Annotated in this window: 21 protein-coding genes; 12 read left to right on the top strand and 9 right to left on the bottom strand. The window is 59.1% G+C overall.

Annotated elements, in window-relative coordinates; all coding sequences use genetic code 11:
* Window positions 1-44 precede the first annotated feature (44 nt).
* The gene (locus KT882_RS18400) at window positions 45-1,481 is read left to right on the top strand and encodes a DUF3370 family protein (RefSeq protein ID WP_161071135.1); all 1,437 of its coding nucleotides are present in this window, start codon (window positions 45-47) and stop codon (window positions 1,479-1,481) included.
* 23 nt (window positions 1,482-1,504) lie between these two features.
* On the opposite strand, the gene KT882_RS18405 is transcribed toward KT882_RS18400, so the two are convergent.
* Complete coding sequence (locus KT882_RS18405) at window positions 1,505-1,702, bottom strand: hypothetical protein (protein ID WP_161071134.1); 198 nt, start codon at window positions 1,700-1,702, stop codon at window positions 1,505-1,507.
* A gap of 31 nt (window positions 1,703-1,733) precedes the next feature.
* Here KT882_RS18405 and KT882_RS18410 point away from each other — a divergent pair, with 31 nt between their 5' ends.
* From KT882_RS18410 to KT882_RS18425, 4 genes are all read left to right on the top strand, one after another.
* The gene (locus KT882_RS18410; protein ID WP_161071133.1) at window positions 1,734-2,045 is read left to right on the top strand and encodes a hypothetical protein; all 312 of its coding nucleotides are present in this window, start codon (window positions 1,734-1,736) and stop codon (window positions 2,043-2,045) included.
* The gene (locus KT882_RS18415; RefSeq protein ID WP_228892957.1) at window positions 1,961-2,572 is read left to right on the top strand and encodes a hypothetical protein; all 612 of its coding nucleotides are present in this window, start codon (window positions 1,961-1,963) and stop codon (window positions 2,570-2,572) included. Before KT882_RS18410 ends, KT882_RS18415 begins: the two co-directional genes overlap by 85 nt.
* A gap of 203 nt (window positions 2,573-2,775) precedes the next feature.
* The gene (locus tag KT882_RS18420) at window positions 2,776-4,167 is read left to right on the top strand and encodes a right-handed parallel beta-helix repeat-containing protein (RefSeq protein ID WP_228892958.1); all 1,392 of its coding nucleotides are present in this window, start codon (window positions 2,776-2,778) and stop codon (window positions 4,165-4,167) included.
* A 201-nt stretch (window positions 4,168-4,368) separates the two neighbouring features.
* A complete protein-coding gene (locus KT882_RS18425) occupies window positions 4,369-7,119 on the top strand; it encodes a TonB-dependent receptor (RefSeq protein ID WP_228892959.1) in 2,751 nt (916 codons plus the stop codon).
* A gap of 55 nt (window positions 7,120-7,174) precedes the next feature.
* On the opposite strand, the gene KT882_RS18430 is transcribed toward KT882_RS18425, so the two are convergent.
* Window positions 7,175-9,580 carry a TonB-dependent receptor domain-containing protein gene (locus KT882_RS18430; protein ID WP_228892960.1) on the bottom strand — a complete coding sequence of 802 codons (2,406 nt, stop codon included), beginning with the start codon at window positions 9,578-9,580 and terminating at the stop codon, window positions 7,175-7,177.
* A 194-nt stretch (window positions 9,581-9,774) separates the two neighbouring features.
* Between KT882_RS18430 and KT882_RS18435 the strand changes: the two genes are divergently transcribed.
* The 3 genes from KT882_RS18435 to KT882_RS18445 all read left to right on the top strand — a co-directional run bounded on the left by KT882_RS18435 (window position 9,775) and on the right by KT882_RS18445 (window position 12,778).
* Window positions 9,775-10,020 carry a type II toxin-antitoxin system prevent-host-death family antitoxin gene (locus tag KT882_RS18435; protein ID WP_228892961.1) on the top strand — a complete coding sequence of 82 codons (246 nt, stop codon included), beginning with the start codon at window positions 9,775-9,777 and terminating at the stop codon, window positions 10,018-10,020.
* Between the two features lie 187 nt (window positions 10,021-10,207).
* Window positions 10,208-11,578, top strand: a complete 1,371-nt coding sequence (locus KT882_RS18440; RefSeq protein WP_228892962.1) for a M20 metallopeptidase family protein — start codon at window positions 10,208-10,210, stop codon at window positions 11,576-11,578.
* A gap of 93 nt (window positions 11,579-11,671) precedes the next feature.
* Window positions 11,672-12,778 (top strand): PEP-CTERM sorting domain-containing protein, encoded by a 1,107-nt coding sequence (locus KT882_RS18445; RefSeq protein ID WP_228892963.1) that lies wholly within the window; start codon window positions 11,672-11,674, stop codon window positions 12,776-12,778.
* Window positions 12,779-12,803: 25 nt separating this feature from the next.
* On the opposite strand, the gene KT882_RS18450 is transcribed toward KT882_RS18445, so the two are convergent.
* Window positions 12,804-14,006: an ISL3 family transposase gene (locus KT882_RS18450; protein WP_228892964.1), complete on the bottom strand. Its 1,203-nt coding sequence runs from the start codon at window positions 14,004-14,006 to the stop codon at window positions 12,804-12,806.
* Window positions 14,007-14,989: 983 nt separating this feature from the next.
* On the opposite strand from KT882_RS18450, the gene KT882_RS18455 reads away from it, so the two are divergent.
* A complete protein-coding gene (locus tag KT882_RS18455) occupies window positions 14,990-15,532 on the top strand; it encodes a hypothetical protein (RefSeq protein WP_228892965.1) in 543 nt (180 codons plus the stop codon).
* Here KT882_RS18455 and KT882_RS18460 read toward each other — a convergent pair.
* Window positions 15,507-16,109: a DNA cytosine methyltransferase gene (locus KT882_RS18460; RefSeq protein WP_321170263.1), complete on the bottom strand. Its 603-nt coding sequence runs from the start codon at window positions 16,107-16,109 to the stop codon at window positions 15,507-15,509. The genes KT882_RS18455 and KT882_RS18460 overlap by 26 nt on opposite strands.
* Before the next feature lie 407 nt (window positions 16,110-16,516).
* Here KT882_RS18460 and KT882_RS18465 point away from each other — a divergent pair, with 407 nt between their 5' ends.
* The gene (locus KT882_RS18465) at window positions 16,517-17,158 is read left to right on the top strand and encodes a hypothetical protein (RefSeq protein WP_228892966.1); all 642 of its coding nucleotides are present in this window, start codon (window positions 16,517-16,519) and stop codon (window positions 17,156-17,158) included.
* Window positions 17,159-17,347: 189 nt separating this feature from the next.
* Here KT882_RS18465 and KT882_RS18470 read toward each other — a convergent pair whose 3' ends face one another.
* Window positions 17,348-17,614, bottom strand: coding sequence for a hypothetical protein (locus KT882_RS18470; protein WP_228892967.1), 267 nt, complete (start codon window positions 17,612-17,614; stop codon window positions 17,348-17,350).
* A 38-nt stretch (window positions 17,615-17,652) separates the two neighbouring features.
* On the opposite strand from KT882_RS18470, the gene KT882_RS18475 reads away from it, so the two are divergent.
* Entirely contained in the window at window positions 17,653-18,309 is a 657-nt protein-coding gene (locus tag KT882_RS18475) for a hypothetical protein (RefSeq protein WP_228892968.1), read from the top strand.
* Window positions 18,310-18,316: 7 nt separating this feature from the next.
* On the opposite strand, the gene KT882_RS18480 is transcribed toward KT882_RS18475, so the two are convergent.
* Window positions 18,317-18,907 (bottom strand): hypothetical protein, encoded by a 591-nt coding sequence (locus KT882_RS18480; protein ID WP_228892969.1) that lies wholly within the window; start codon window positions 18,905-18,907, stop codon window positions 18,317-18,319.
* A 641-nt stretch (window positions 18,908-19,548) separates the two neighbouring features.
* On the opposite strand from KT882_RS18480, the gene KT882_RS18485 reads away from it, so the two are divergent.
* Window positions 19,549-19,869: a hypothetical protein gene (locus tag KT882_RS18485; protein ID WP_228892970.1), complete on the top strand. Its 321-nt coding sequence runs from the start codon at window positions 19,549-19,551 to the stop codon at window positions 19,867-19,869.
* 240 nt (window positions 19,870-20,109) lie between these two features.
* Here the strand turns inward: KT882_RS18485 and KT882_RS18490 are convergent, their stop codons facing one another.
* The 3 genes from KT882_RS18490 to KT882_RS18500 are packed head-to-tail and all read right to left on the bottom strand — an operon-like array spanning window position 20,110 to window position 22,160.
* Complete coding sequence (locus KT882_RS18490) at window positions 20,110-20,817, bottom strand: hypothetical protein (protein WP_228892971.1); 708 nt, start codon at window positions 20,815-20,817, stop codon at window positions 20,110-20,112.
* Between the two features lie 9 nt (window positions 20,818-20,826).
* Complete coding sequence (locus tag KT882_RS18495) at window positions 20,827-21,288, bottom strand: hypothetical protein (protein WP_228892972.1); 462 nt, start codon at window positions 21,286-21,288, stop codon at window positions 20,827-20,829.
* On the bottom strand, window positions 21,285-22,160 hold the full coding sequence (locus tag KT882_RS18500) for a ParA family protein (protein ID WP_228892973.1): 876 nt from the start codon (window positions 22,158-22,160) through the stop codon (window positions 21,285-21,287). The genes KT882_RS18495 and KT882_RS18500 overlap by 4 nt, the downstream gene beginning before the upstream one ends.
* Between the last annotated feature and the right edge of the window lie 29 nt (window positions 22,161-22,189).

A 22,189-nucleotide genomic window follows, 5' to 3' on the forward strand; every position in this document is an offset into this window, starting at 1 on the left:
GGTCCGGCCCTTTGACGTCTGATGTTCAGCAGATTGGAGAAGGTATGAAGAAAACGCAGCGATACATAGCAATGCTGGCGGCCTGCCTCGGCCTGGCAGCCATCCCCGCCATGGCGGACGTGGTGCGGGTCGACACGTCCACCTGGTTCAAGCGCACCACCGCCGACTCGTCCACGCTGGCGGCGGCGGACAAATGCTGGGTCAACGCCGGCAGCATGCTGGGCGCGGGCAGCGCCTCCCCGGTTGTCGCCAACCACTACGCCGCCACGCTGGACACACCGCTCGCAGGCTGCGCCTTCAGCACCGGCTACTTCTTCGCGCCGCACGTGGCCTGGGTGCAGGACCCGGTGGCTCCGCCGGCCCAGGACCCTGCGCAGGTATGGTACTTCGGGACGCTGGGCACGAATGCCAAGGTGGCGGACGACCAGCTCGCGCCACTGACCATCGCAGCGGGCGGAAACAAATTCTGGAAGAGTAACAACCCCGAAATCTTCACCGGCACCGGCTGGCTGATGCAGAACAGCCGCACCGACGCCACGCGCGGCGGCCAGGCCAACCAGCTCACCGGCTGCAGCAGCGCCTACTTCTTCCACATCAACCAGACCGGAGGCACCGCCTATGTGCACCTGCTGGCCTCCAATCCGCAAGCGGGCGGCGTAACGCTCTCGGCGAAAGGTTCGGCCTACACCAACGCCACCAAGCCGCTGAACGGCAAGGGCACGGGCCAGAGTTACTACGTGTCCAAGGACTGGCGCGACGGCAGCTACGCGGTCAACTTCAGCAACCGCGCCGTGGCCTCGCTGCAGGCCACGGAGATCGCCAAGGTGGCCATGTCGGCCAACAACATGGCGGACGGCCGCTTTGAAATCTGCACCACCGGCGGCGTCTACCTCTACACCGTGGTCACCACCACCGGCACCACGTCCGACGCCATCAACAAGAGCCAGGGCGCGGCGGCGCCGGGCGACATCTACTCTACCGGTCCCAATACCTATGGCCGCGAAGGCGGCGTGTATGCCGCGTCCGAAATGACGGGGCTGACCAATGTGGTGCTGCCGGCCGGCAGCGGCCAGTACATCGGTTTCTCCTTCGACACCACGGCCAAGTACAACAGCCATCTGCATGAGCAGACCGTGGCTGCCGACACGCGGCTGTCCGATTCGGCTACCCGCACCTTCGGCAACTACGGCCACAAATTCGACACCACGCTGCGCCTGTTCAACACCACCAGCGCCGCGCGCGATGTGCGCATCTCCTTCGCATCGAGCTACACGGCGGCGACCAACACGCCGTCGTTCACCTTCAGTTCGCCGGCCAGCTTCAACGGCGTCAAGCTGGACTTGTGGACCACGCCCACCCAGCCGCGCCAGGTGATCGGCACCTACACGGTGCCGGCCAACAGCTACTTTGACGCGCGGCTGCTGGTCTATATCGCCGGCCTGGGCGTGACCAACCAGCAGTTGGTGGTGGAGGCGCTCTAAAGAAAGCGGGGAAGCGGCGGGCCTTAATCCGGCCCGCCCCTCAGCGCGGCAGGCGACGACGCCAGTCCCGGCACCCGCGCCAAGCCCTGGCGCACCCTGGAACGGGCCAGCGCCGCGCCCCTGGCGCCCGGCGACACGCTGCGGCTGGCGCGCGGCGACGCCTTCACCGGCACGCTGACACTGCGCAGTTCCGGCACCGAGGCCGCGCCCATCTCAGTCACGGCCTACGGCAAGGGCTGCGCGCCGCGCCTGATGAACCCCTATTTCGCGGAGAGCTACGGCCGCTCCATCGAAGTGCTGGGCAGCCAGCAGCACAAGAACGTCACCCAGCTGGCGGCGCTGTTCGTGGACAAGGACGCGTCCCATGTCCTGATACGCAACAACGAGTTTTCCAACGCGGCGGTCGGCGTGCGCGTGCGCGGCAGCCACTCGGTGGTGACGCACAACTACTTCCACGACGCGGCCAAGATCACGGAGCAATGGGGCGCGATCGCCATCGCCATCGTCGGGCCGCATTCCGCGACCACCACATCCATATCCACCACAACCAGTCGCGCAATGTGAAAGGCGGCTTCCTGGAGATCGCGGTGGGCAGGAGCAATGACGTGCTGATAGACCATAACGTCAGCGACGACGTGGATAAATTCGTCGGCGCTTCCCGCGTAAAGAATATCGAAATCCGCAACAACACCGTGCGGCGTACCCGCCTGCCGCATATCCGCAAGGAAGCCGAATTCCCCTTGTCCACCGTGTTCTGGAGCTTCAATGACAAGGGCGACGACGAGTTCCACGTCAGCCGCAACCTGTTCGTGGTGGATGCAAGCCAGCGCCTGTGCAAGGGACCGGACCGCAAGCTGGGCATTGCGCCGGGCACGCGCGAAGGCAACCAGTACTACAGCATCAACGGCGGCATGGACACCGTGCTGGGGCAGCCGCTGCTTCCTTCCGAGACGGTGGCGGCGCCAAGCTTTGTCAACCCGGCGGCAGGCGACTACCGCCTGAAAGGCGCGCCGCTGGCCAAGGACTACGTGGGCGCCTACCCTCCCGGCCAGCCCCGCTGGCGCGCCGGCCTGCTGCGCGCAGCGGACTAGCGCGGGCGGCGCAGTGCTGCCGCGCGCGTGGAAGGCATGCAGGCTGCGGGGCAGCCGCCCCTCAAATTATGAAACTTGACAGACGCCTTTATGTTTCCTTGCTTTCTAAGCGCACTTCCCGCACAGCGGCTTGGGCCGCAATTAGAATTCGCGATGCCCGCACCAGTCTCCCCGCGCCGCTCAACCTTTTCCCGAATGCCGACATGAAGACCTCCATCCGCCTGCTGCCCCTCCTGCTGGGCAGCCTGTTCGCCTGCAGTCTCGCCCACAGCGCCGATTTCTACGTTTCCGAAAACGGCAACGACAAGAACGACGGCAAAAGCCCCAACACGCCCTTCCTGACCTTGCAGCACGCGGACGGCGCGCTCAAGCCGGGCGACACGGTCTGGGTCATGGCCGGCACCTACCGCAGCGCCAGGAGCGAAAAGGACGCCACCGCCCTGCTGGAAATCCGCAGCTCGGGCAAGCCCGATGCGTGGATCACCTGGCGCGCCTATCCCGGCGCCAGGCCGGAACTGGTGGCGCAGGGCGTGTGGCACGCGATCCTGCTGAACGCGTCCTACATCAAGATCGATGGCCTGACGCTGACCGGCAACAACGGCAACGTGCGCCAGGCCGATGCGGAAGCGAACGGCGAGATGGACCTCAAGGCCAGCCTGGCCGCGTGGAAGGCCGAGGGCGAAATGAACGCCGCGATGGACGACGCCACACCGGACCAGGGACCGGGCGCGGCCAGCGCGCCGAAAAAGCCCCAGGCCAAGCCACGGAGCTTGCCGAAGGCCTACCAGCGCATCAGCCCCCTGTGCAGCGCAAACGGCATCAGCGCCGACTTCCGGGGCAAGAAGGAGTTCCACCACCACTACGTGCTGAGCAACCTGGTGGTGCGCGACTTCGGCACCGGCGGCATCAATATGATGGACATCGACTACTACACCATCGAGAACTCCGAGGTCTACAACAACGCCTGGTACAGCCCCTACGGCGGATCCGGCATCTCGCAGCTGCGCGGCCGCGACTTCGACCAGGCCAGCGGCTACCACAATATCATCCGCAACAACCGCGTCTACAACAACAAGTGCCTGGTGCGCTTGTACTACCTGGACCTGTTCAGCGACGGCAACGGCATCATCCTCGACAGCCTGTACGACTATGCAGGCGCCACCCTGGTCGAGAACCTTTCCTACAACAACGGCGGCGCCGGCATCCACGTATTCCGTTCGCACAAGGCCCGCATCGACATTGTGAACAACACGGTGTGGCGCAACCAGCAGATGTGGCGGCTGTACGATATCGGCGCGCACGATGCGACCAATATCAACATCCTCAACAACATCGTGGTGGCCGACAAGTACCGCCAGGTGAACGGCAAGCCGATGGCCGGCGTGCGCTACGACCACAACCTGTATTTCGGCAGCCCGCAGGTGGAGGCCAAAGGCCCCAACGACCGTTTCGCCGACCCGCTGCTCGCGCTGCCGTCCACCAACCGCAAGGACGGCGATTTCTCGCTGCTGCCGGGCAGCCCTGCCATCGACAGCGCCGGCCGCCGCAGCGGCGCCAGCTTCCCCCCGCAAGCTTCCTCCATGGAGCGGAAATGAAACTGATACTTGCCGCTGCCCTCACCACGACGGCGTAGCGGACCGACAGAACACCCACATTGTGGAAAGTCCGCAACACATGCCAACTGCTTTTTTTGCAACAATGTGACGCGGCTTTTACACTGAGCCAGCCGCGCAGGCCCTGGCGCCCGCGCGCCGCACAACGCTCAGACACTGAAACCACTTACGAGGACTGATCGCATGAAAATACCTGGCACGCACAAGGCGTCTGCATTCCGCCGCTCCCGCTGCACCCATGCCGTATTGCTCGCGCTCGGCAGCATGGGCTTGAGCGTTTACGCGCAAACCATGCCGCGCGTGGAAATTACCGGCTCCAGTATCAAGCGCATCGAGGGCGAGGCGGCGCTGCCGGTCGAAATCATCAAGCGCGAAGATATCGACAAGTCCGGCGTGACCACTGCAGCCGAACTGCTGCAAAAGATCTCCTCGAATGTGGGCGGCCTCACCGACGGCGCCAGCGTCAGCGACGTCATGGGCGGCCAGCGTGGCTTTAACGGCGCCAACCTGCGCGGCCTGGGCGTCTCGAGCACGCTGGTGCTGCTGAACGGCCGCCGCATGGCCAACTTCGCCAGCCCCGGCGACAATTCCGGGGTCGACCTGAATAACATCCCGGCCGGCGCCATCCAGCGCGTGGAAGTGCTCAAGGACGGCGCGTCGGCGATCTACGGCACCGACGCCATGGGCGGCGTGATCAACTTCATCACCCGCAAGGATTACCAGGGCGGCGATGCCAGCCTGTATGCGCTGGGCACCGACGAAGGCGGCGGCGGCAAAAAGTCCGCGTCGCTGTCCGGCGGCTTTGGCGCCTTGAGCACCGACCGTTTCAATGTGTTCGGCGCGCTGGACCTGCAGCGGACGGACAGGCTGGCCAGCTCGCAACGCGAATTCATGCAGGAATACAGCCTGCCCGACCGCTTGTCGCCGCAGCTGTCGAGCTACTCCTTCCCGGCCAACGTCGACCTGACCGCCGCCCAGCTGGCGACCCTGAACAAGTCGGGCTACCTGAAGGGCGCCGGCCCCGGCGGCACCTATGTGCCATCGCAGGGGCGACGCGTCAATTTCGGCAGGAGCAGCTGCGTGAACGGCAGTCCGAACGTGGTGCGTCCGCTCGGCCCCGGCGGTTCGGAAGGCTGCTCGTTCAACTATATGGGCGACTCGGAAGTCTATCCGGAGTCCAAAAAACAGAGCTTCGTCGGCCGCGCCACCGCGCTGGTGGGCGACAACCACCAGGTGTTTGCGGAAGTTTTGCTGAGCAAAGCCGAGACCAGCTACGCCGCCTCGCCCGCCACCTCCAGCAGCATCAGCGCCAGCAACGGCATCCTCCTGCCAGCCGATCTGCAAGCCAAGACCGGCATCACCACCCCCGTCACCTTCCGCTTCCGCCTGTCGGACGCCGGCCGCCGCACCTCGGAGGTGACGAGCAAAGCGTCGCGATTCGTGGTGGGCGCGACCGGCAAGGCAGGCGACTGGGAATACGACGCGGCCTACAACCACAGCGTGAACAAGGCCACCGACCTGGATATCGACGGCTGGGTGTCGCGCACCAAGATGCTGGCAGGCATCGCCAGCGGCAAGTACAACCCCTTTGTCCCGGCCACGGACGACTCGGGCCGCAAGTTCATGGATTCGATCAAGATCAACGGCGCGGCGCGCATTTCCAAAGGCACCAGCGACAGCGTGGACGGCAAGCTGACGCGCTCGCTGATGGCGCTGCCCGGCGGCGATGTCATGCTGGCCGTGGGCGCCGAACTGCGGCGCGAGAAGACCGCGTTCACCTCCACCGAAGCGCTGCGCACCAACGACGTGCAGGGCGACCGCGCCAGCTCCGACGAATTGCTGGCCGATTCGTCCAACTCGCGCGACATCGCCGGCGTCTACACGGAGATCAATGCGCCCTTCAGCAAGGAATGGGAAGGCCAGTTCGCGATCCGCCATGACCGCTACAAGGCCGTGCACGATCCGCTGACCAAGTTGTCCGCGCCGCAACTGAGCACCACCAATCCGAAAATCGCCGTGAGCTACCGTCCGAACAAGGAAGTGCTGGGCCGCGCTTCCTACGGCACCGGCTTCCGCGCGCCGTCGATTGCCGAACTGTTCCTGCCGGTCCGTTCCGGCACCACGGCCAGCTTCGTGAAAGACCCGGTGTCGGGCGAAGTTGCCCAGTTCGATCTGGACCGCTACGGCAATCCCAAGCTGAAGCCGGAAAAGTCCAAGCAGTTTTCGGCCGGCCTGGTCGTGGAACCTAACCAGAACTGGAACGCCAGCCTGGACTACTGGATCATCCGAAAAACCGACATCATTTCGGAAATCGGCGAGCAGACCGTGTTCGACAACCCGGTCTACTACAACGATCCGAAAATCGTGGTGCGCGACGAGGACGGTTTGGTTTCCTACCTGCAGTTCAAGAAAGAAAACCGTGGCAAGCTCAACACCTCGGGCCTCGATATCGCGGTGAACTGGCGCGGCGATGCGACCTCCATGGGCCGCTTCAGCGCCAGCCTGAACGGCACGCTGGTCACACAGTACAAATTCCAGTCCGATCCAAACTCACCGATGGCCGATGGCCTGGGCGTATTCCGCGATGACAAGGCCGTGCAGCGCTGGCGTCACAAGGTCAATCTGGACTGGACCCAGGGTCCGGTCAACCTAAGCCTGGGCAACACCTTCTTTTCCAGCTATACCGACCAGAACGTGCCGGGCCTGGCCGACCCGGGCTGGAACGACCGCAAGGTGAAACCTTATTCGCTGTGGGATCTGACGGGCAGCTACGCGTTCACCAAGCAGCTCAAACTGCGCGCAGGCGTCATCAACCTGGCCGACACGCCGCCGCCGTTCACCAACCAGTCGCGCTACTTTGAAGTGACGTGGGATCCGACCTACGGCGACCCGCGCGGCCGCTCGATGTTCGCCAACCTGCAGTACAAGTTCTGAGCCTTCCCTGATGGCGCCCTGTCCTGCCAGCCGGCAGGCAGGGCTGCCCTTCCCCTTAATTCTTTTTCTCAGGCGCAGGTTTCTCCGGTTGGGTCGGCTTGTCCTGCTGGCTTTGCTGCCCTTGCATCATGCGCATCGCGTCTTTCGCCGCCTGGCTGTCCGGATTCATGCCGGCCGCCTGCATCGCATTGCGTACCGCATCGTTGCCGGTCACGCCGCCGAAGGTGTAGCGCAGGCCCATGTAGAGGCGCCGCTGGTGCACCTGCACGTCGGTGCGTTCGCGCAGGGTGGCGGTGTCGACGCGGAAGCGCTGGTCGGTGGTCTGCAACACATCATTGGCGCGGATATTGAGCGACAGGCGCGGCGAGAACTTGTGCTCCAGCGCCAGGTTCACGATGCTGAACGGCTCGCGGTAGCCTTCGCCCGACAACTGCTTGCCCTGGCGGAAAGTCATGAAGGTCAGCGTGTCTTCCGGCGTGATCGTCCACTGCGCCCCTCCCTGCAGGTGCAGGGACGGCGTGCGGCGCTTCTCGCCGCTCAGGCCGAGCGTGCCCAGGCGGTCCTGCTCAATGAAGCCCCAGTTACCGTTGAACATGAAGCGGATGGCGGGCAGCGAGATGCCGTTCCACTTCATGTTCGGCGGCACCATGGCCATGATGGAGAACTCCACGCCGCCCGCCTGGCGGTCACCCTCGTTTGCCTTGGTGGTCAGCAGCGCGGTGGGGCTGATGAAGGTGCGGCGCTCGGTAATGACGTCCGACTCATGGCGCATGTAGCCGCGCAGGCTGGCGGGCATCAGGCCCATGATCTTGGTCTCGTAGCCCAGCTCCAGCGAGTGCAGCTTGACCGGATGCAGGCGCGGATTGCCGGACGTGACGGCGTATTCGTTGACGTAGTTGACGAAGGGGTTCAGGTCGCCCGAGGCCGGGCGCGAGATGCGGTCCGAGTACGAGAAGCGCAGGTTCGAGAACTTGTCCAGCTTGTAGGTCAGGAACAGGCTGGGCAGGTAGTTGGTGTAGCTGTTGCCGGCCTGGACGTTGGTGGTCACCTGGTCAAGGTTCAGTTCGGTGTGCTCCACGCGCAGGCCGCCCTTGAAGGACCATAGCGCGTTGATCGGCAATTCATAGGTCGAGTAGGCGGCGGTGACATCCTGCTCCAGGTCGAACAGATTGCTGCGCTTGGTGTCCACAGCGCCGTTGTCCAGGAACAGGTAGCGGTAATCGCTGGACTGGCGCGTGCGCTGCCAGCGGGCGCCCGCAGTCAGGAAGCCGGGGCCGGCCTTGCCCGAATAGTCCGTGCTCAGGTCGGTCAGGCGCACGCGGGTTTCCACGTTCTGGGTGTAGTTGCGCAGCACCGGTCCGCCAACTGGCAACAGGACAGGCTGGTACATGGCCGCCGTGTCCACATTGTTGGTGTTGGACGAATGCCGCAGGTCGGCCTTCAGGCTTTCACCGTCGGTGCTAAAGCGGCGCTCCCAGCCGGCCACCACTTCGTGGTTGAGGGCGTCGCCGCTGGCGCTGCGGCGGGTCAGGTAATCCACCAGGGGCGCGCTGCCGGTGCCGAAGTCCGTCAGGTGCTCGCTGCTGCGGGAGTCATTGCCGCGCTTGTTCAAGGACAGCGAGCCGGTCAGCGTGTCGCGCTCGTTGAAATTGTAGCGGCCACCTACGCCACCCTGGATGAAGTCGGTGAGTCCGCTGCGCTGCGCGGTCTGGTGCAGACGGCTGATGCTGCCGTTCGCCGGATCGATGCGCTCGCGCGTGCTCTCGGTGTCGGTCTCATTGCCGTCGCGGCGGTAGTTGAACGTGCCGTTCACCGACGCATAACCGGCGCTGTAGCTGCCGTTGGCGAAGGCGTTCTTGCGCCCTGCCGGGCCGACGTTGCCGGCGACGGTGCCATTGCCGCCCGGCTTGGTGTAGCGGCGCGAGATCAGGTTGAGGATGGGGCCGCCGCCCGCTTCGTTGCCAAATTCCGCGCCCGGGTTGTTAATCACCTGCACCGACTCGAAGTTCTCGGCCGGCAGCGCATTGATGGCTGCGGCGCGGTTCTCACCCTGCATCTGGGCGGTCGGTTTGCCGTCGACCAGCACCGTGACGCGCTCGCTGCCGCGCAGCCGCACCGTGCCGTTGGGGTCCACGCTCACGGAGGGCACGTTGTTGAGCACGTCGCCCACCGAGGCGCCCGCCGTGCTGGCGTCGGCCTTGACGTCGTACACCTGGCGGTCGATGCGGTTGCTCTGCCGCTCGCTGACCACATTCACAACCGCTGCCGGCGGCACCTCCTGGGTTGCAGGCGCGGGCTGAGCCGCAGGCTGCGCGGCCAGCTTGGCCGCAGCCGGCTTCGCTTCTTCCTTGGCTTTCGGCGGCGTGGCCTCGGTTGTCTGAGCCTGCGCTTGCCAACTCAGAAGCAGCGCGGCGATGGTGGAGGAAAGGACGGACAGGGACGGACGGGAGGACGTATGCATGTGAGGAGGGCAGCAATGACGATAGGAAATTAGTTCGCAACGATACCATTTTCCTTGGCGGCAAGCTAGTAAAAAGGCAACACTGCCGTAGGACCAGATGAAGGCCTTCCGCCCTCGCTATCTGCGAAAATCGCGGCACACTCAAACCTGTACAACGTGCCGTATGTTGACCACTTGGTAGAAGGGAGGAACGAATGAGGATCATCAACTTTTCTGATGCCCGCAACAGCCTTCGCGCTGTCATCGACCAAGTGCTTGAGGATGCGGACGTCACCATCATCTCGCGTAGAGATGCGGCGGACGCGGTAGTCATGTCTCTCGATCATTACACCAGCCTGAGCGGTTGCTGGTCCAGGCGCATCGACGAGTCAAACCGGCTGGAGTACCAAGTGCATGAGGACGCGCTCCTCATCATTTCCTGCCGATATCACCACGCGTAAAGAATCCCACTCATCTTGTGGTCCATACCGTTATGGCTTCTGCAAGCCTGCGGTTTATCGCCGCGAGCTGCAGTTCATCGGCTCCGAGCTGCAATTCATCCCAGTTGGGCTGCCAAGTGAATTGACGACCTGACATACTCAATTCACCAGATGCACTTATGCCCTAATCCCCGTGAAGCCCATCACCATGAAACTTCTAATAATTTTCTCAAGTATCTTCGGACTGCTAATCGGCGGATGCCAACATAACCCAAGCCAGCGCACTGCCCCGGATGCGATTCAGGTGCAGACTGATGGCCTTTTTGAGAAGCTAGTCGCCGTCAGGCGAGATATCCACCAGCACCCTGAAGTTGCGGGCCATGAATCTCGAACTGCAGCGACAATATCCGCGCACTTAAGTGCAATCGGACTGGAAGTTCAGGCTGGGCAATACGGACACAGCGTTATCGGAATACTGCGCGGCGGGCATCCGGGAAAGACGGTTGCATGGCGAGCCGAGCTTGATGCGCTTCCTGGCGATTTCCGTGATCCAGCGCTCTTCAGGTCGCAGAATCCCGGTGTTCACCATGCATGCGGACACGATGTCCACATCGCGATTGCTCTAGGCATCGCAGAGGTCCTTGCGAAGCAGCGGGACTCCTTGCATGGAACGGTTGTCTTCGTGTTCCAGCCGGAAGAGGAGACCTTCAAGGGCGCAAAGGCCCTGATGGACCGGGGCATTTTCTCGTCCATCACACCGGATGAGATCTACGGCCTGCACGTTGCGCCATTGCCCGTTGGACAGATAGTGGTCCGGGCGGACGAGATGTATGCATATGCGCGGCGAGTCAGCATCAGGCTGAAAAACGAATTGTCGAAGGTGGACATCGTGCAGTTGACGAAGAACCTGAACAGTGAGCTGTCCCGGAGCCGGACTGGCGCGAAGCCTTGGCAGCTTCAGGATATTAGCGATCCTGCGATCGGATTGACGTCGCCGAGTAATGCGTTCCAGGACTACCTGATCATGGATGCGACCTTCGACGCTCGCACCGAAAACGGAGACCTTGTTCTCGACTTCAATTTATATGAGACAACCGCATCGCAGTTGGGGGGCATCATTTCTCGCGTCGAGCGCGTGATTGATGCCAGCGGCCACAAGCGCCAATTAGTTTCCGTGTCGTACGTACAGGAGAATCCCACTGTGCTCAACAACGCCGCACTGACGCGCTTTGCCATCCGCACACTGCAGCGAAGCCGCAGCGTCGGTGCTGTCAGGCCAACTGTTGGGCAGGTACCGTTCTTCAATGATGACTTCGCCTACTTTCAACAGAAAATTCCGGGTGTGTACTTTTTCCTCGGCGGATCAAATGCCGGGAAAGGTCTTATTGCGATGAACCATGCTCCGGATTTTCAAGTGGACGAAGAAAGCATCCGGGTCGGAGTAAGCAGCTTCTCGTCCTTGCTCGTTGCGCGGCTAGGAACGCCTGGCCAGGCTGAGCAAGAACCGCCGGCCGATGGGGCAATATCGATAGCACTGTTTGATGCGCACACTTATCACAGAAAATCACATCGCGAATAAATAGGAAAACCGGGCAACAAAGCAATCATGCGCTTGTCCGGCGCGCTACTATGGCCAGTCCACCCGTGAGGGGCCCCTGAACAGGAGATGGACATGAAACTCGCAAGTTACGCCGCGCGTGCGCAAGCAGTAGTGCTGGCCTTGTTATTGCCAGCCATAGCCCAGGCCGACCCCTACACGTTCAACTACATCAATATCATGACGGAGTGGCAGTACAGCTCCGGTGGCACGATCTCCGCCATCAACAACAGCAACCAGGTAACCGGGTATGTGAGCTTCGGGCCGGAATTGCCAGGCGCCCCTTTTCTGTTCGATAAGCACGGGACCGCTTACCTCGGAAGCCAGCTTGCCAATATCCATGACATCAACGATGCCGGCGTCATGGCAGGCACCGCGCCCGGCGGCACGGCCGCGCTGCTGGCCAATGGACAGACAAGCACCCTGCTCAACGATGGCCGCTCATCCACAGCGCTTGCCATCAACAACCACGGCGTGGCCGTGGGCTACGCCATGAATACCGGCGTGTTCAGCTACCATGCCATGGTGTACAACAATGGCGCTGTAACCGAACTGGGGACGCTGGGCGGCCGCGATTCGTTTGCCACCGACATCAACGACGCTGGCGTGATCGTTGGGAATTCACATACCAGCGACTCCAATTTCGCCACGCATGCCTTTATTTACAAAGACGGCGTTATGACCGACCTCGGCGTGCCGGCGGGCGCCACAGCCAGCGCCGCGTTGAGCGTCGCCGACGACGGATCGGTGCTCGGGACAGCTTATCTCCCCAATGGCACGGCCAAGGGTTTCCTTTACCACGACGGCGTGACGACGGACCTGAGCGGGATTTTCACGCGCTCGGTGGCCGACATGAACAGCACCTGTACCATACTCGGGGAGTCTGAAGAAGGCTTCATGCTATACAACAGGCTCGGCCAGGTGGTGGATCTGAGTCTCGTCGTCTCGCAGACAACCGGCTCCACACTCACCCAGGTGTTTGCTATCAGCGACAACGGTACGGTCGGAGGGGAAATCTGCGGCGACCTCGGTTGCACACTTGCCTTGATGATTCCTTCAGCAGTGCCGGAACCGGCGACATATGGGATGCTGCTGATTGGCTTGGGTGTGGTGGGCTGGCTGGGCCGGCGCGGCCAGGCCCGAAGCTATTCTTCGACCATGGGGACACCGACCTGGCGCTAGCAAGCTACAGCAAAAAAAAGGTTCTTCACGGATTTCCGGGAAACGCGGCTTTGATCTTCAGGAAAAAGAAGTCGGAGTCGCGGTAGCCATAGGCCATCCGTTTCATTACCTTGATCCGGTTGTTGATACCCTCAAGCTGGCCGGTATGCATAGGCCAGCGCACGCGGGCCAGTATGCCTCTCCAGTAGGTCTTCAAGCGCCTTGCGAAGCGGCTCAGTGACTCAATCTCACTCTCAGCAGCCATGCGCAGCCAAGTTTTCCAGCGGCAGCGCCATTGCCAAGCCCCGCTGGGTTGCCATAGTTCCTTCAAACTAGCCTTCATGATGTATGTGGTCATCAAGGCTTTGTTCGCTGCCAGTAGTTCTTCAAGCTTGGGCCGTTGCTCTTCCGGGACGTTTTCTGGATTGCGCAGCAGCAGCCAGCGGCCACGCTTGACTTTCTGCCTCGCTGATTTATCGTGCTTTAAGCCATTGGCCTCATCGACCCGCACGCGGTCGATCACTTCTCGGCCGTACTTGGCAACGACGTGGAACAAGTCATAAACGATACGGGCTCGCGGGCAATGCAGCTGTACTTCCAAGTCGAAGGCTGTATTCATATCCATTGCGACAGCTTCGATTTGCTGGCAACGCTCAGCACCGAGCCACTCGAAGAAAGGGCGCACGGCTCCACGGCTGCGCCCTTCGCCAACCCAGAGTACTTGCCGTGTGTCGGCATCAAGAACCACCGTGGCGTAACGATGCCCTTTGAATAGCGCAAACTCGTCCATGACCAACTTGCTGGGCTGCGCGGCAGGCAGCGTCGCCAATTGTTCGATAAGCCTTGCTCGCTCGATTCGCCGCACGGTTTCCCAGTGGAGGCCAGTAAGCTGGCAAACGTGGGCGACCGGTAGTTTCTCGCACCACAAGCCGACAAATTGGGCCAGCCTACGCGTCACTCGCGCATGGCGGTCAAGCCAGTCAATTTGCTCGGCGCAGGTGCCGCAATCAGCACACCGGACACGGCGCAAATTGACCTGCAACCATACCGGCTCACCAAGCAAGCTCATGTCCCGTACTGTGCGCCAATAGCGCCCATGCAGGCGCGGGCATATCGCGGAACAATTGGAACACCGTGCATCGTTGCCAGGAACAGGCACGAGCGAAATCCAGATGCCATCGCTGCGTCGATCAAAATTCCAAATGGAGAAGCCTTCCCAGAACGGGAGCTCGAGATTATTATCATGCATGAAAGCGGTGGGTAAAGTTCAGTTTTGTTGGTCGCACAACAAGTCTAACTTTTCTTCACCGCTTTCTCATTTCTACTATGCCCTCAACAGCAATCCGTGAAGAGCCAAAAAAAAGCCCGTGCAGTCACGGGCTTTCGGAGGCTTACATCATTCCCACTCGATGGTCGCCCGCTGAGGTAACCAGTTGAAAGCAAAAGAATTTCTCGCATTCCATCCCAGCAATACCATCCGCCATACCAGCGGGGAGCGGCGGGTAGATTGTGGGAGATGGCCCTCGATTCGGTCATATGATCGTACACCCACGCTTCCGCGAAGACAATGCGTGCAAATTTCGAACCGGCACTGGTGTAACCATAGATCACTATAGCCTACGACAGCGTCGGGCCGAACCGGCATACTGGCGCAAAGCTCGCAGAATTGATGCTTGCGAGACGTCGGCTGCCTCTGCGGCCAAGCGGCCAGGATGAACAAATGCGGCCCCTTCCGCAAAAGTATTCAACACCGTCCGACCTTCAGTAGCAGCCAATCGCTCAAGCGTAACCACGCATGCAAGCCCCTTCAGTTCAAGCAGCGGAGTAAAACCTGCAACGGCAAGCATCTTTCTGTGAGGCGCGTTGAAACGTTCAAGATCACCCGTTACAGGGTTAATCGGCTGATCTCCCCATGCCTGACGCAAGAACCAATAGACCAATTCTGGCAAACGGAATCAGCAGTCAAGTGGTCACCGGTTGCGCCGGTGAGGCGGCGAGGGACAGCGTCTCGCGTGCGTATCAGCCCCCTCCGCGCGCAGCGCAGGCACACCGTGCTGCCGGCCGCGAACTGGCCGATAGAGCGGAGGCTCTCGCAGGCGCAGGCGCACTTGCGCATGACCATGTTGCTGGCGACAGCCGGGCGTGCGGCCTGGTTGGCACGGTGCAGCTGGTCGGCGTAGGCTGGGTTTTGGATCATGGTAGGATTCCTCCGTGGAAATTGGCGGAGTTGCAATGAAATTCATCGAACGGCTGTGCTGGGTATTCTTCACGTGTTGTGCGATTACAGAAGCTCGCTGGGGAATACTCGGCGCCGTGCGGTGGCTTGGCTGGGGCGAGCCCGACTGGGGTACATGGGTTGGGGCAATTGGGACTGTGTGCACATTAGCTGGCACAATTTGGATTTCGTCCGGGCAGTCCCGCCGCGCAGAGCGGATCGAAAATACCAATGCACACTTGGTCGCAGCGGCAATTGCGCCAAAGATCCAACTGCTTCGCGACGAACTTATGTCGTTCCAGGCGCGGATCACTTTTCATAATTTGGAAAATGGCAAGCACGCCACGCCCGAAGCTGAGACGCGAGCCTTCTTGCAATTTAAATACACTCCAGCAACAACTGATGAGTTGCTGGCGCTAGCGGTTTTGCCCAACAATTTGGCCGAGAAAATCGCGTACGCGCAGAGTCGATTTGAAACTATTCGAAGCCAGATCTCGAGCTATGTTACCCACGTTCAGGAGAAGCGCACCCCACTTAGCGACAACGTGGCGCAGGTCTGATCAGTATGGATTTTTGACCTTGCTGGTCGCGTGGAAGTGTTGTCGCGCCAATGCACTGAAGTGGCCGACGCGATCGCTGCCCCACCCACACACACAGATCTCTACGGGGAGACGGATTAAATTCATGCCGCCGCCAGCATCGAAGTGATAACCTCGCGCACGGCAGGTGAGCATACGACGTTGCCAAGCATGTGCACTGCCTCACGGTGCGCAGCCGGCAGGGTGTAATCGCGTGGCGGTCCTTAGTCGTGATGGTCCCAATCGCGCGCGCTATAGAATGACCGCCGGTTGAATTCCCGTAGAAGCTCGATATGAATCGCTCCCCGTGCTGGGCGCGGCCTGCTGCGATTCGCGCCAAAGTCGCACTGGCGCGACCCGGCTTCTCGATTAACTGCCAGCTCCCGGTTGCGAAGTCGATGAAGCTGCTCGCCGGAATGTGCGCGCGTTTCGATACAGCCAGCCAAAGAGGGTGCTTGGCGCGAACGCCCGCGATGAACAGGCGGCTGCGGTGCCGTGGAGCGCCGTGGTCGGCAGCATCGATGATCATCGGTGTCATGCTGTAGCCGAGTGCCTCCATCGCTACGCGCCAGGCCGGGTAGAGCAATCACAAAACGAACCCGGGCACGTTCTCAACGACAAAAACTCCGGCCGGTGGTACTCGGCAGCTAATACGACAGCCCACGCGGTCGAGCCGCTGGCATCGTGCTGCGGATCGCTGTTCGCCTTGCCGCGCGCCTTGCTGTGACCTTGGTAGCACGGCGATGCAAGCAGCAGGTCATGCGCCTGTACGTCGCGCCAGTTCGTCTGGTGAAGGTCCTGGCAGGCGTGCTCGGCATCCGGATGGTTCTGCGCGTGCTGGCCAGTGGTTGGCGGCCCAAACTACGTCGACACCAGCCATGCGCGCGCCGGTCGAGAAGCCGGAAGCTCCGGCGAATAGATCGATGGCCCCCATGCTATTATTTCCTTTTGACAATGGAACTGCAGATGTATAACAAGACATGGCTGAGATATGCGGCGTGCTTTGCCACCTCCGGTGCGTCTGCCGGGTGGGCGGGCGCATTCCTCTACGACAGTATTGGTTGGGCAAAGCTCACGCCATCCGATTGGGGCACTTGGGTTGGTGCATTTGGGACAGCCGGCACACTTATGGGTGCGATTTGGCTCGCCCATCGAGACGCAAGAATCCGTGAACATGATGCAAGGTCCACGGCCATAATTCATGCTGCGAACATGCAGCACCGGCTTCAAGAATTGCGACTACGAGTCGAGAAAATATGCAAAGACCTTAGCGAATACTCCGGCGTTTTCATTCCGGAAGATGTTGTTCGAGGCGCAACAAAAAATCTGAATGCACTCCCCAAATTCACTAGCGAAGAAGTTGTCGAGCTTGTCCCGCTGGGGATGAACTGCGCTTTGAAATTGGCCGGCGTCCAGAGTGCACTCGGTAATACGATTGGCATAATTAACAAAGTTCAGTTTTTCACACCGGCATATACCGGGGCCCCTCGATATAGCGGAGTCGATTGGGATCAGATGAGCCTCCCAATTGGTATTATTGAGAGGCAAAACGCAAGGCTTTGGGATATTCTAAAGGTGGTGCATGACGCTGTAAAAAGCGCTGAATAGGGCAGCCCTTGGGGGCTTAGTAGTCCCACAGGTTAGCTTCCCACTCATGCAGCCTCCAACTCTGCCGCCAAGCAGTTGCCTGCCGGCGCGCCAAACAGTGCCGCCACAATCGGATCACGAGTAGCGCAGCTGGTCGCGGCAGCCGGGCTGCACAGGCGGACGTCCCCGTCCACTTCCTCGCCGTCGGCGTCAACCGGCGCCAGGGGCGTAGACGGCAAAGCCGCCGAACTTGCCGGTGTGGTTTGCGATGCGGTGGATGGCGCCGGCCAAGCGCAGGAGGTTGAGGCGGCGGCTGGCCGTGCTGCGCGCGCAGCCGGGCATGTGCTGGACGTCGGCGCTGGTGACCTGCTCGCGGTCAGTGATGAACTTGGTGATGGTGGCCAGCTCGACCACCCGGCGGTCGAATTCCGCCTGCTTTTTGGTATCGGTCATAGTGATGGAATTGGTGGTCGTCATGAGTGGCCCACTCGCGCTTGTTGATGTAACATCGCGCAATGAAGAAATTTTCCAGAAAGCAATGGGCGTCCGCTGTATCGCTCGCAGCAACCAGTACCCTGCTGATCGTCGGTTTGATATTCGCGATTAGCGAAAAGGGCGTTGCCTCTGCTGAGGCGGCAGCCTGGTTGCAGGCGGCAGGATCTGTTGGCGCTATCCTCGTCGCTATTTTCGTAATGAACGCGCAACACGCGCGCACTGAGAGCGCGCAGCAACAACAAGCGGTGACGGAGCGTGCCAGCGTCATCGCCGCCCTTGCATTCTTCTTTGCCGAGACCCAAATTCTGCTGAAGACCGCAGTTGCACTGGTCGAGGATGGAGCAGTCCCACGTGACAAGTCCCAAGTGTTGGTAGACCGCCTCGAATCGGCATTGGCAAGCATTTCTACAATCCCCATATGGAAAAATGCACTCGACGAAGCTGCTGAAATTCGCTTGGGGATTGCCGCCTGCCGCAACGTTCTTGCCTGCGTCGAGGCAGCCGAAGCTGCCGACCATCGTGTTCGTGTGCGTTTTGGCCGAACGGGCGTGCCCTCGAGCTACCCAGCCAAAGACCTGCATGTTGTGGTGACCAGTAGCGCGGCGACAATTCTCGGCGCGCAGACGTTTTTGGATCAGCGGTACAACGAACTCACGGGGCAGCGTCTGGACATTTAATGGAACCTTAGTCACAGGCGCCTCCTTCAGTATCAGGCAGATCGAACAACGCCTTGTGCCAGCGAGGGTCCTGCACGAAGGCTGGTCGGTCAGCACGCCGGCGAGATCGCGCGGATCGGCCCAGCGCAACGCGCCACGCATCGAGGTGCTCGTCGCAGCAGAAGACCACATCCATTGTCGCGATGTTCGACGGCCGGCCGCAGTAGCAGGTCGGGAAAGGATCCACCTTATTCGCTGAATACCATGCCTGTGGGTCTGTCGCCCACGGCTCGTCCGCGCCCGGGACGCCGACGCCCATCAGGGTGCTTTGCACCCTGGCCATCGCCTCCTCCGCACCTTTACCTCGCTGCCATTCGATCCAGGCGGCCTGATTGCTGACCAGTAGGTCGTTGATCATCTTGGCATCCTCGCTGATGCGGCGCTCCAGCTGCGCAACGCGCTTGTCGCGCTCGGCCAGCAGTTGCTCGGCGGTGGCCAGGCTTGCGCGCACGGCGCCTACGTCGTGGACACGAAGGTTCCATGCATCGACCATTGCATCCTTCGCGTCATCATCACCCAAGGTTTCTGGCTGAAAAGTTCTTTGTGAAAAAGGATACAATAAGGCTCGTGACTGCTCTTTGCTACCAGTTGGTGGCCCATGCCGATCGTCTGCACCCGCATGGCCCAGCTGCAGAAGGGGCAACTTTTCGGCTCGGCGGTCATGCGGCACCGCCCTTCTTCTTGCCCTTCCTTCGAGGAAGGCATCGGCTTCGTCGCGCCCGCGCGCCAAGCGTGAAGCGCCCGGTCGCGCTATCGGCACCGTGACGAAATAAAGCTACGTAAACGCAAAAAACCGGCTTTCGCCGGTTTATACTCTGGGCTTGGTAATTTACCATGGGCTCAGATTTTTTATCAACACTTGCACTTCCCGCGCAAGTCATTGAACTATAAATAATTCTTGGTGGGAAGTGCAAGTTTCGAACCGGCACCGGTGTAACCATAGATCACCATCGCCTACGATAGCGCGGGGCAAAACCGCCCTACTTCTGGTGGAGCATGCGCTGAAGGCATCTGAAATGATTTTCCATTGCCCCAAATTTGCCCCAAATTGACCGGAAGTACCTGTCCTGCTCAGTTTCTCAATCCGTACCAGCGGCCGCCGCGTCCTTCCCCTCTCTTGATTTCACTTACTTCCTTGTTATGATCCTTCGCATAAAGTCTCCGAGCCAACTACTGACCGGCGCTCCAGTTTTCGAAATATTGGACGCGCAGGTGGATGGGTCTTGGGCAGTTGGCGGCTCAACAATTACCGAAGACCAAGACGAATTCACCCCGCAGTTGAGCCGCGCGGAAGCACTGGCCAGCGAACTCGGAATCCCGCTGCACGAGGCTGAAGAGTTGGATGACGCCGAGATTTTGCCGCATGAAACTAACGCTGGCGCGCACATCGGCCACTTGGTTGATGTGAGCAATTGCGGGCGGAGAGCCTTGGCAAGGAAGTTAATCAAACGCCACGGTTCCTCACAGATCTTTGTCATGGGCACTTCGTTTGACTACATCCTAAACGCCCCTCACGAGTAGTTTGCAATGTGACAGGGGCTGGGCTCAGCTCGAGCGGAGTAACCTAGCCCCTGTCTTATCTGAGCGCTCCTCCAGACCGAAACAAGCCCATGTGGAGGATGTGAGTCCGGGCGAAGCTCAGACGCTTGAAGGGAACCCGCACGCGTCGCGCATGTAGGATTGCTTGGGCCGATCATCCAGGTTATCTACGATGCACCCGCTTACGGTCATTGGCATCGGACCGGTTCCATGCGCAAAAACTTAATGCTTATCCAATTTTATGATCGCTTTTTGTTCTCCTGGCATACCTGCCAAAAGCGCCTTTTTCGCTGTATGTGAAAAATCATCCCAGAACTGCTGGCCAATAGTTAGCAAAAATAGTTCATGGACAATACGCTCGCCTTCACAAAACTCCGTTACAGCAAGTCGTAGCGTATTCAAATTTTCTTTGGTATCAGCCAATCCTTTTTGCTCAACCCAAGTACCAGGCACTTGACCATGAACGATGGCAGAAATCGCACTATACCAGTTCTCCATTCGGGAAACCAAACCCATTTTTTCTTGCAACTCCTTGAATCCAGGAGTATGAAGCTTATGAAAAATCAATATATCGTTCTTTGATACATAGTAATTAGCATCTCTAACCAAAGACGCTAACTCCATCGGATGACTTCTGAAGTAAGTATAATAGAGCGCATTCTCAACAACACCGCGGATCGAAGCAGCTGTGGCCTTATAAATAGCTAGCCCCATTGTTGCGACAGCATGATGAGAAGAAATTTGCATAGCTCGCACAAAGCTCAATGCGGGGTTATCGGAATCCACGTTTTCCAATTGTTTTGCCCAAATTGCTATTCGTTGACATGATTTATCAATTTCCGTCAACAAATCTTCCTCTTTTAAAAAAGACAAAACATTTTTATTCCAGTCAACGGCCTTCATTGCCGCAATCAGGCTGGTAGCCGCCATGAATTTTCCTCAGTTTTTTTTCTCAATGCCTGTCAAATAGGGGTCAGGCTCAGTGCCCATGCCAATCTTCTTTATGAAAGAATTAATATTTGCCGGTGAAGAATTTTCAAACGCTCGCAGCAGCAAATCTTTTAGTGACATTTTTTGAAGCGTCGCAGGAGAAATACGATCAATATGTCTCTGAGGCAGCATCCCAATAATTTCTTTCTTTGGAATTTTGCTTCTTTGAATTCGATCAATAAGCATTGGCAACCAAGGCGCCTCAGACGCAATGGACTCAAAATGCATATCAGGTTCTTCGTCCAGAGCCTGCATCGAAAGTCTTAAAGCACGTGAAAGATCGAAGGCCAATTCTGGACTTTGCGTCAACTCCCGTGAAATATCAAGTATCTCACGGGAGCTTAAGTTCGAGGATAAAATCGATCCAACTATTCTTCTTAAGACCGATTGGCCAATAAACTTACTTCTCACTTTATTACTCCTATACGAATCAGAAACTCCTTAGTAACTATAGAAGCATTTCGCCAAGCCTCCGTACTATAGGATTTCTTATTTTGCCAAAGGTATCCTTTTCCACCATCCAGTTCGTTAAACGCGCTGTATCGTTTTAATGTATTTTGCATACAGAAAGCCTCGTATTTCTTATTTTCTCTTATTTGAGACTCTTCCTTTGCAATACCTGACCTGCTTGTTAAATTAAACAAGATATGCGGCGATGGGCCTTTCGCGCCTTGCTTCTTCGCTTCTATAAACGTCATCATCAGGCCAATACCACGTAGTGCGTAACGCTGCAGCGCAACCGGAATCAAGACATGATCTGAATTACGAAGGGAGGTTTTGGTAAACACAGAACCTGCCGGATGACAATCTATTATAATGAGATCATATTCCTTTCTGCATTCTTGTATGAATTTATCAAATCGAGCCTCCATTGGCTTAGTACTCGCGTTGGCTTGGCCGAGGGCCACATACATTAAATCTAGTGTCGATGGTATCAAGTCTAGAATTCCGCCATTTTTGAAAGTCAGAATATTTGTTTTGATATCTGCGAGCTTCGGCGGATTCTCGTTTCCAGGCACTTGCAAATGATACGGATCCAGCCCTACATCATCCTCCACAAGCACTTGGAGAATAGTCTTTTTTTCAGCCTCCAGCTCAAAATACCTCTTCGGAGGAAGTAGTGCTTGAGATAAATTAAACTGAGGATCGTAGTCAATAAGAAGGACTTTTCTGGGCGCTGTTTTCGGGTAAATCACGCTGGCCGCCATGGAACCTAGCTGCATAGAAACAGTAGTTTTCCCAACACCACCCTTCATGTTCATGACCGTTACCACTTGCCCCATCTTACCCTCCTCCCAAACTCATGTTTGTT

It is taken from the genome of Pseudoduganella aquatica (assembly GCF_020865585.1).
GTDB classification, from domain to species: Bacteria; Pseudomonadota; Gammaproteobacteria; order Burkholderiales; family Burkholderiaceae_D; genus Rugamonas; species Rugamonas aquatica_A.

What these genes read in the sequence shown, in the direction of transcription:
- KT882_RS18400 (WP_161071135.1), top strand. Translation starts at nt 45, where the DNA reads ATGAAGAAAACGCAGCGATACATAGCAATGCTGGCGGCCTGCCTCGGC.
- KT882_RS18410 (WP_161071133.1), top strand. Translation starts at nt 1,734, where the DNA reads ATGAACCCCTATTTCGCGGAGAGCTACGGCCGCTCCATCGAAGTGCTG.
- KT882_RS18415 (WP_228892957.1), top strand. Translation starts at nt 1,961, where the DNA reads ATGGGGCGCGATCGCCATCGCCATCGTCGGGCCGCATTCCGCGACCAC.
- KT882_RS18420 (WP_228892958.1), top strand. Translation starts at nt 2,776, where the DNA reads ATGAAGACCTCCATCCGCCTGCTGCCCCTCCTGCTGGGCAGCCTGTTC.
- KT882_RS18425 (WP_228892959.1), top strand. Translation starts at nt 4,369, where the DNA reads ATGAAAATACCTGGCACGCACAAGGCGTCTGCATTCCGCCGCTCCCGC.
- KT882_RS18430 (WP_228892960.1), bottom strand. Translation starts at nt 9,580, where the DNA reads ATGCATACGTCCTCCCGTCCGTCCCTGTCCGTCCTTTCCTCCACCATC.
- KT882_RS18435 (WP_228892961.1), top strand. Translation starts at nt 9,775, where the DNA reads ATGAGGATCATCAACTTTTCTGATGCCCGCAACAGCCTTCGCGCTGTC.
- KT882_RS18440 (WP_228892962.1), top strand. Translation starts at nt 10,208, where the DNA reads ATGAAACTTCTAATAATTTTCTCAAGTATCTTCGGACTGCTAATCGGC.
- KT882_RS18445 (WP_228892963.1), top strand. Translation starts at nt 11,672, where the DNA reads ATGAAACTCGCAAGTTACGCCGCGCGTGCGCAAGCAGTAGTGCTGGCC.
- KT882_RS18450 (WP_228892964.1), bottom strand. Translation starts at nt 14,006, where the DNA reads ATGCATGATAATAATCTCGAGCTCCCGTTCTGGGAAGGCTTCTCCATT.
- KT882_RS18455 (WP_228892965.1), top strand. Translation starts at nt 14,990, where the DNA reads ATGAAATTCATCGAACGGCTGTGCTGGGTATTCTTCACGTGTTGTGCG.
- KT882_RS18460 (WP_321170263.1), bottom strand. Translation starts at nt 16,109, where the DNA reads ATGGAGGCACTCGGCTACAGCATGACACCGATGATCATCGATGCTGCC.
- KT882_RS18465 (WP_228892966.1), top strand. Translation starts at nt 16,517, where the DNA reads ATGTATAACAAGACATGGCTGAGATATGCGGCGTGCTTTGCCACCTCC.
- KT882_RS18470 (WP_228892967.1), bottom strand. Translation starts at nt 17,614, where the DNA reads ATGACGACCACCAATTCCATCACTATGACCGATACCAAAAAGCAGGCG.
- KT882_RS18475 (WP_228892968.1), top strand. Translation starts at nt 17,653, where the DNA reads ATGAAGAAATTTTCCAGAAAGCAATGGGCGTCCGCTGTATCGCTCGCA.
- KT882_RS18490 (WP_228892971.1), bottom strand. Translation starts at nt 20,817, where the DNA reads ATGGCGGCTACCAGCCTGATTGCGGCAATGAAGGCCGTTGACTGGAAT.
- KT882_RS18500 (WP_228892973.1), bottom strand. Translation starts at nt 22,160, where the DNA reads ATGGGGCAAGTGGTAACGGTCATGAACATGAAGGGTGGTGTTGGGAAA.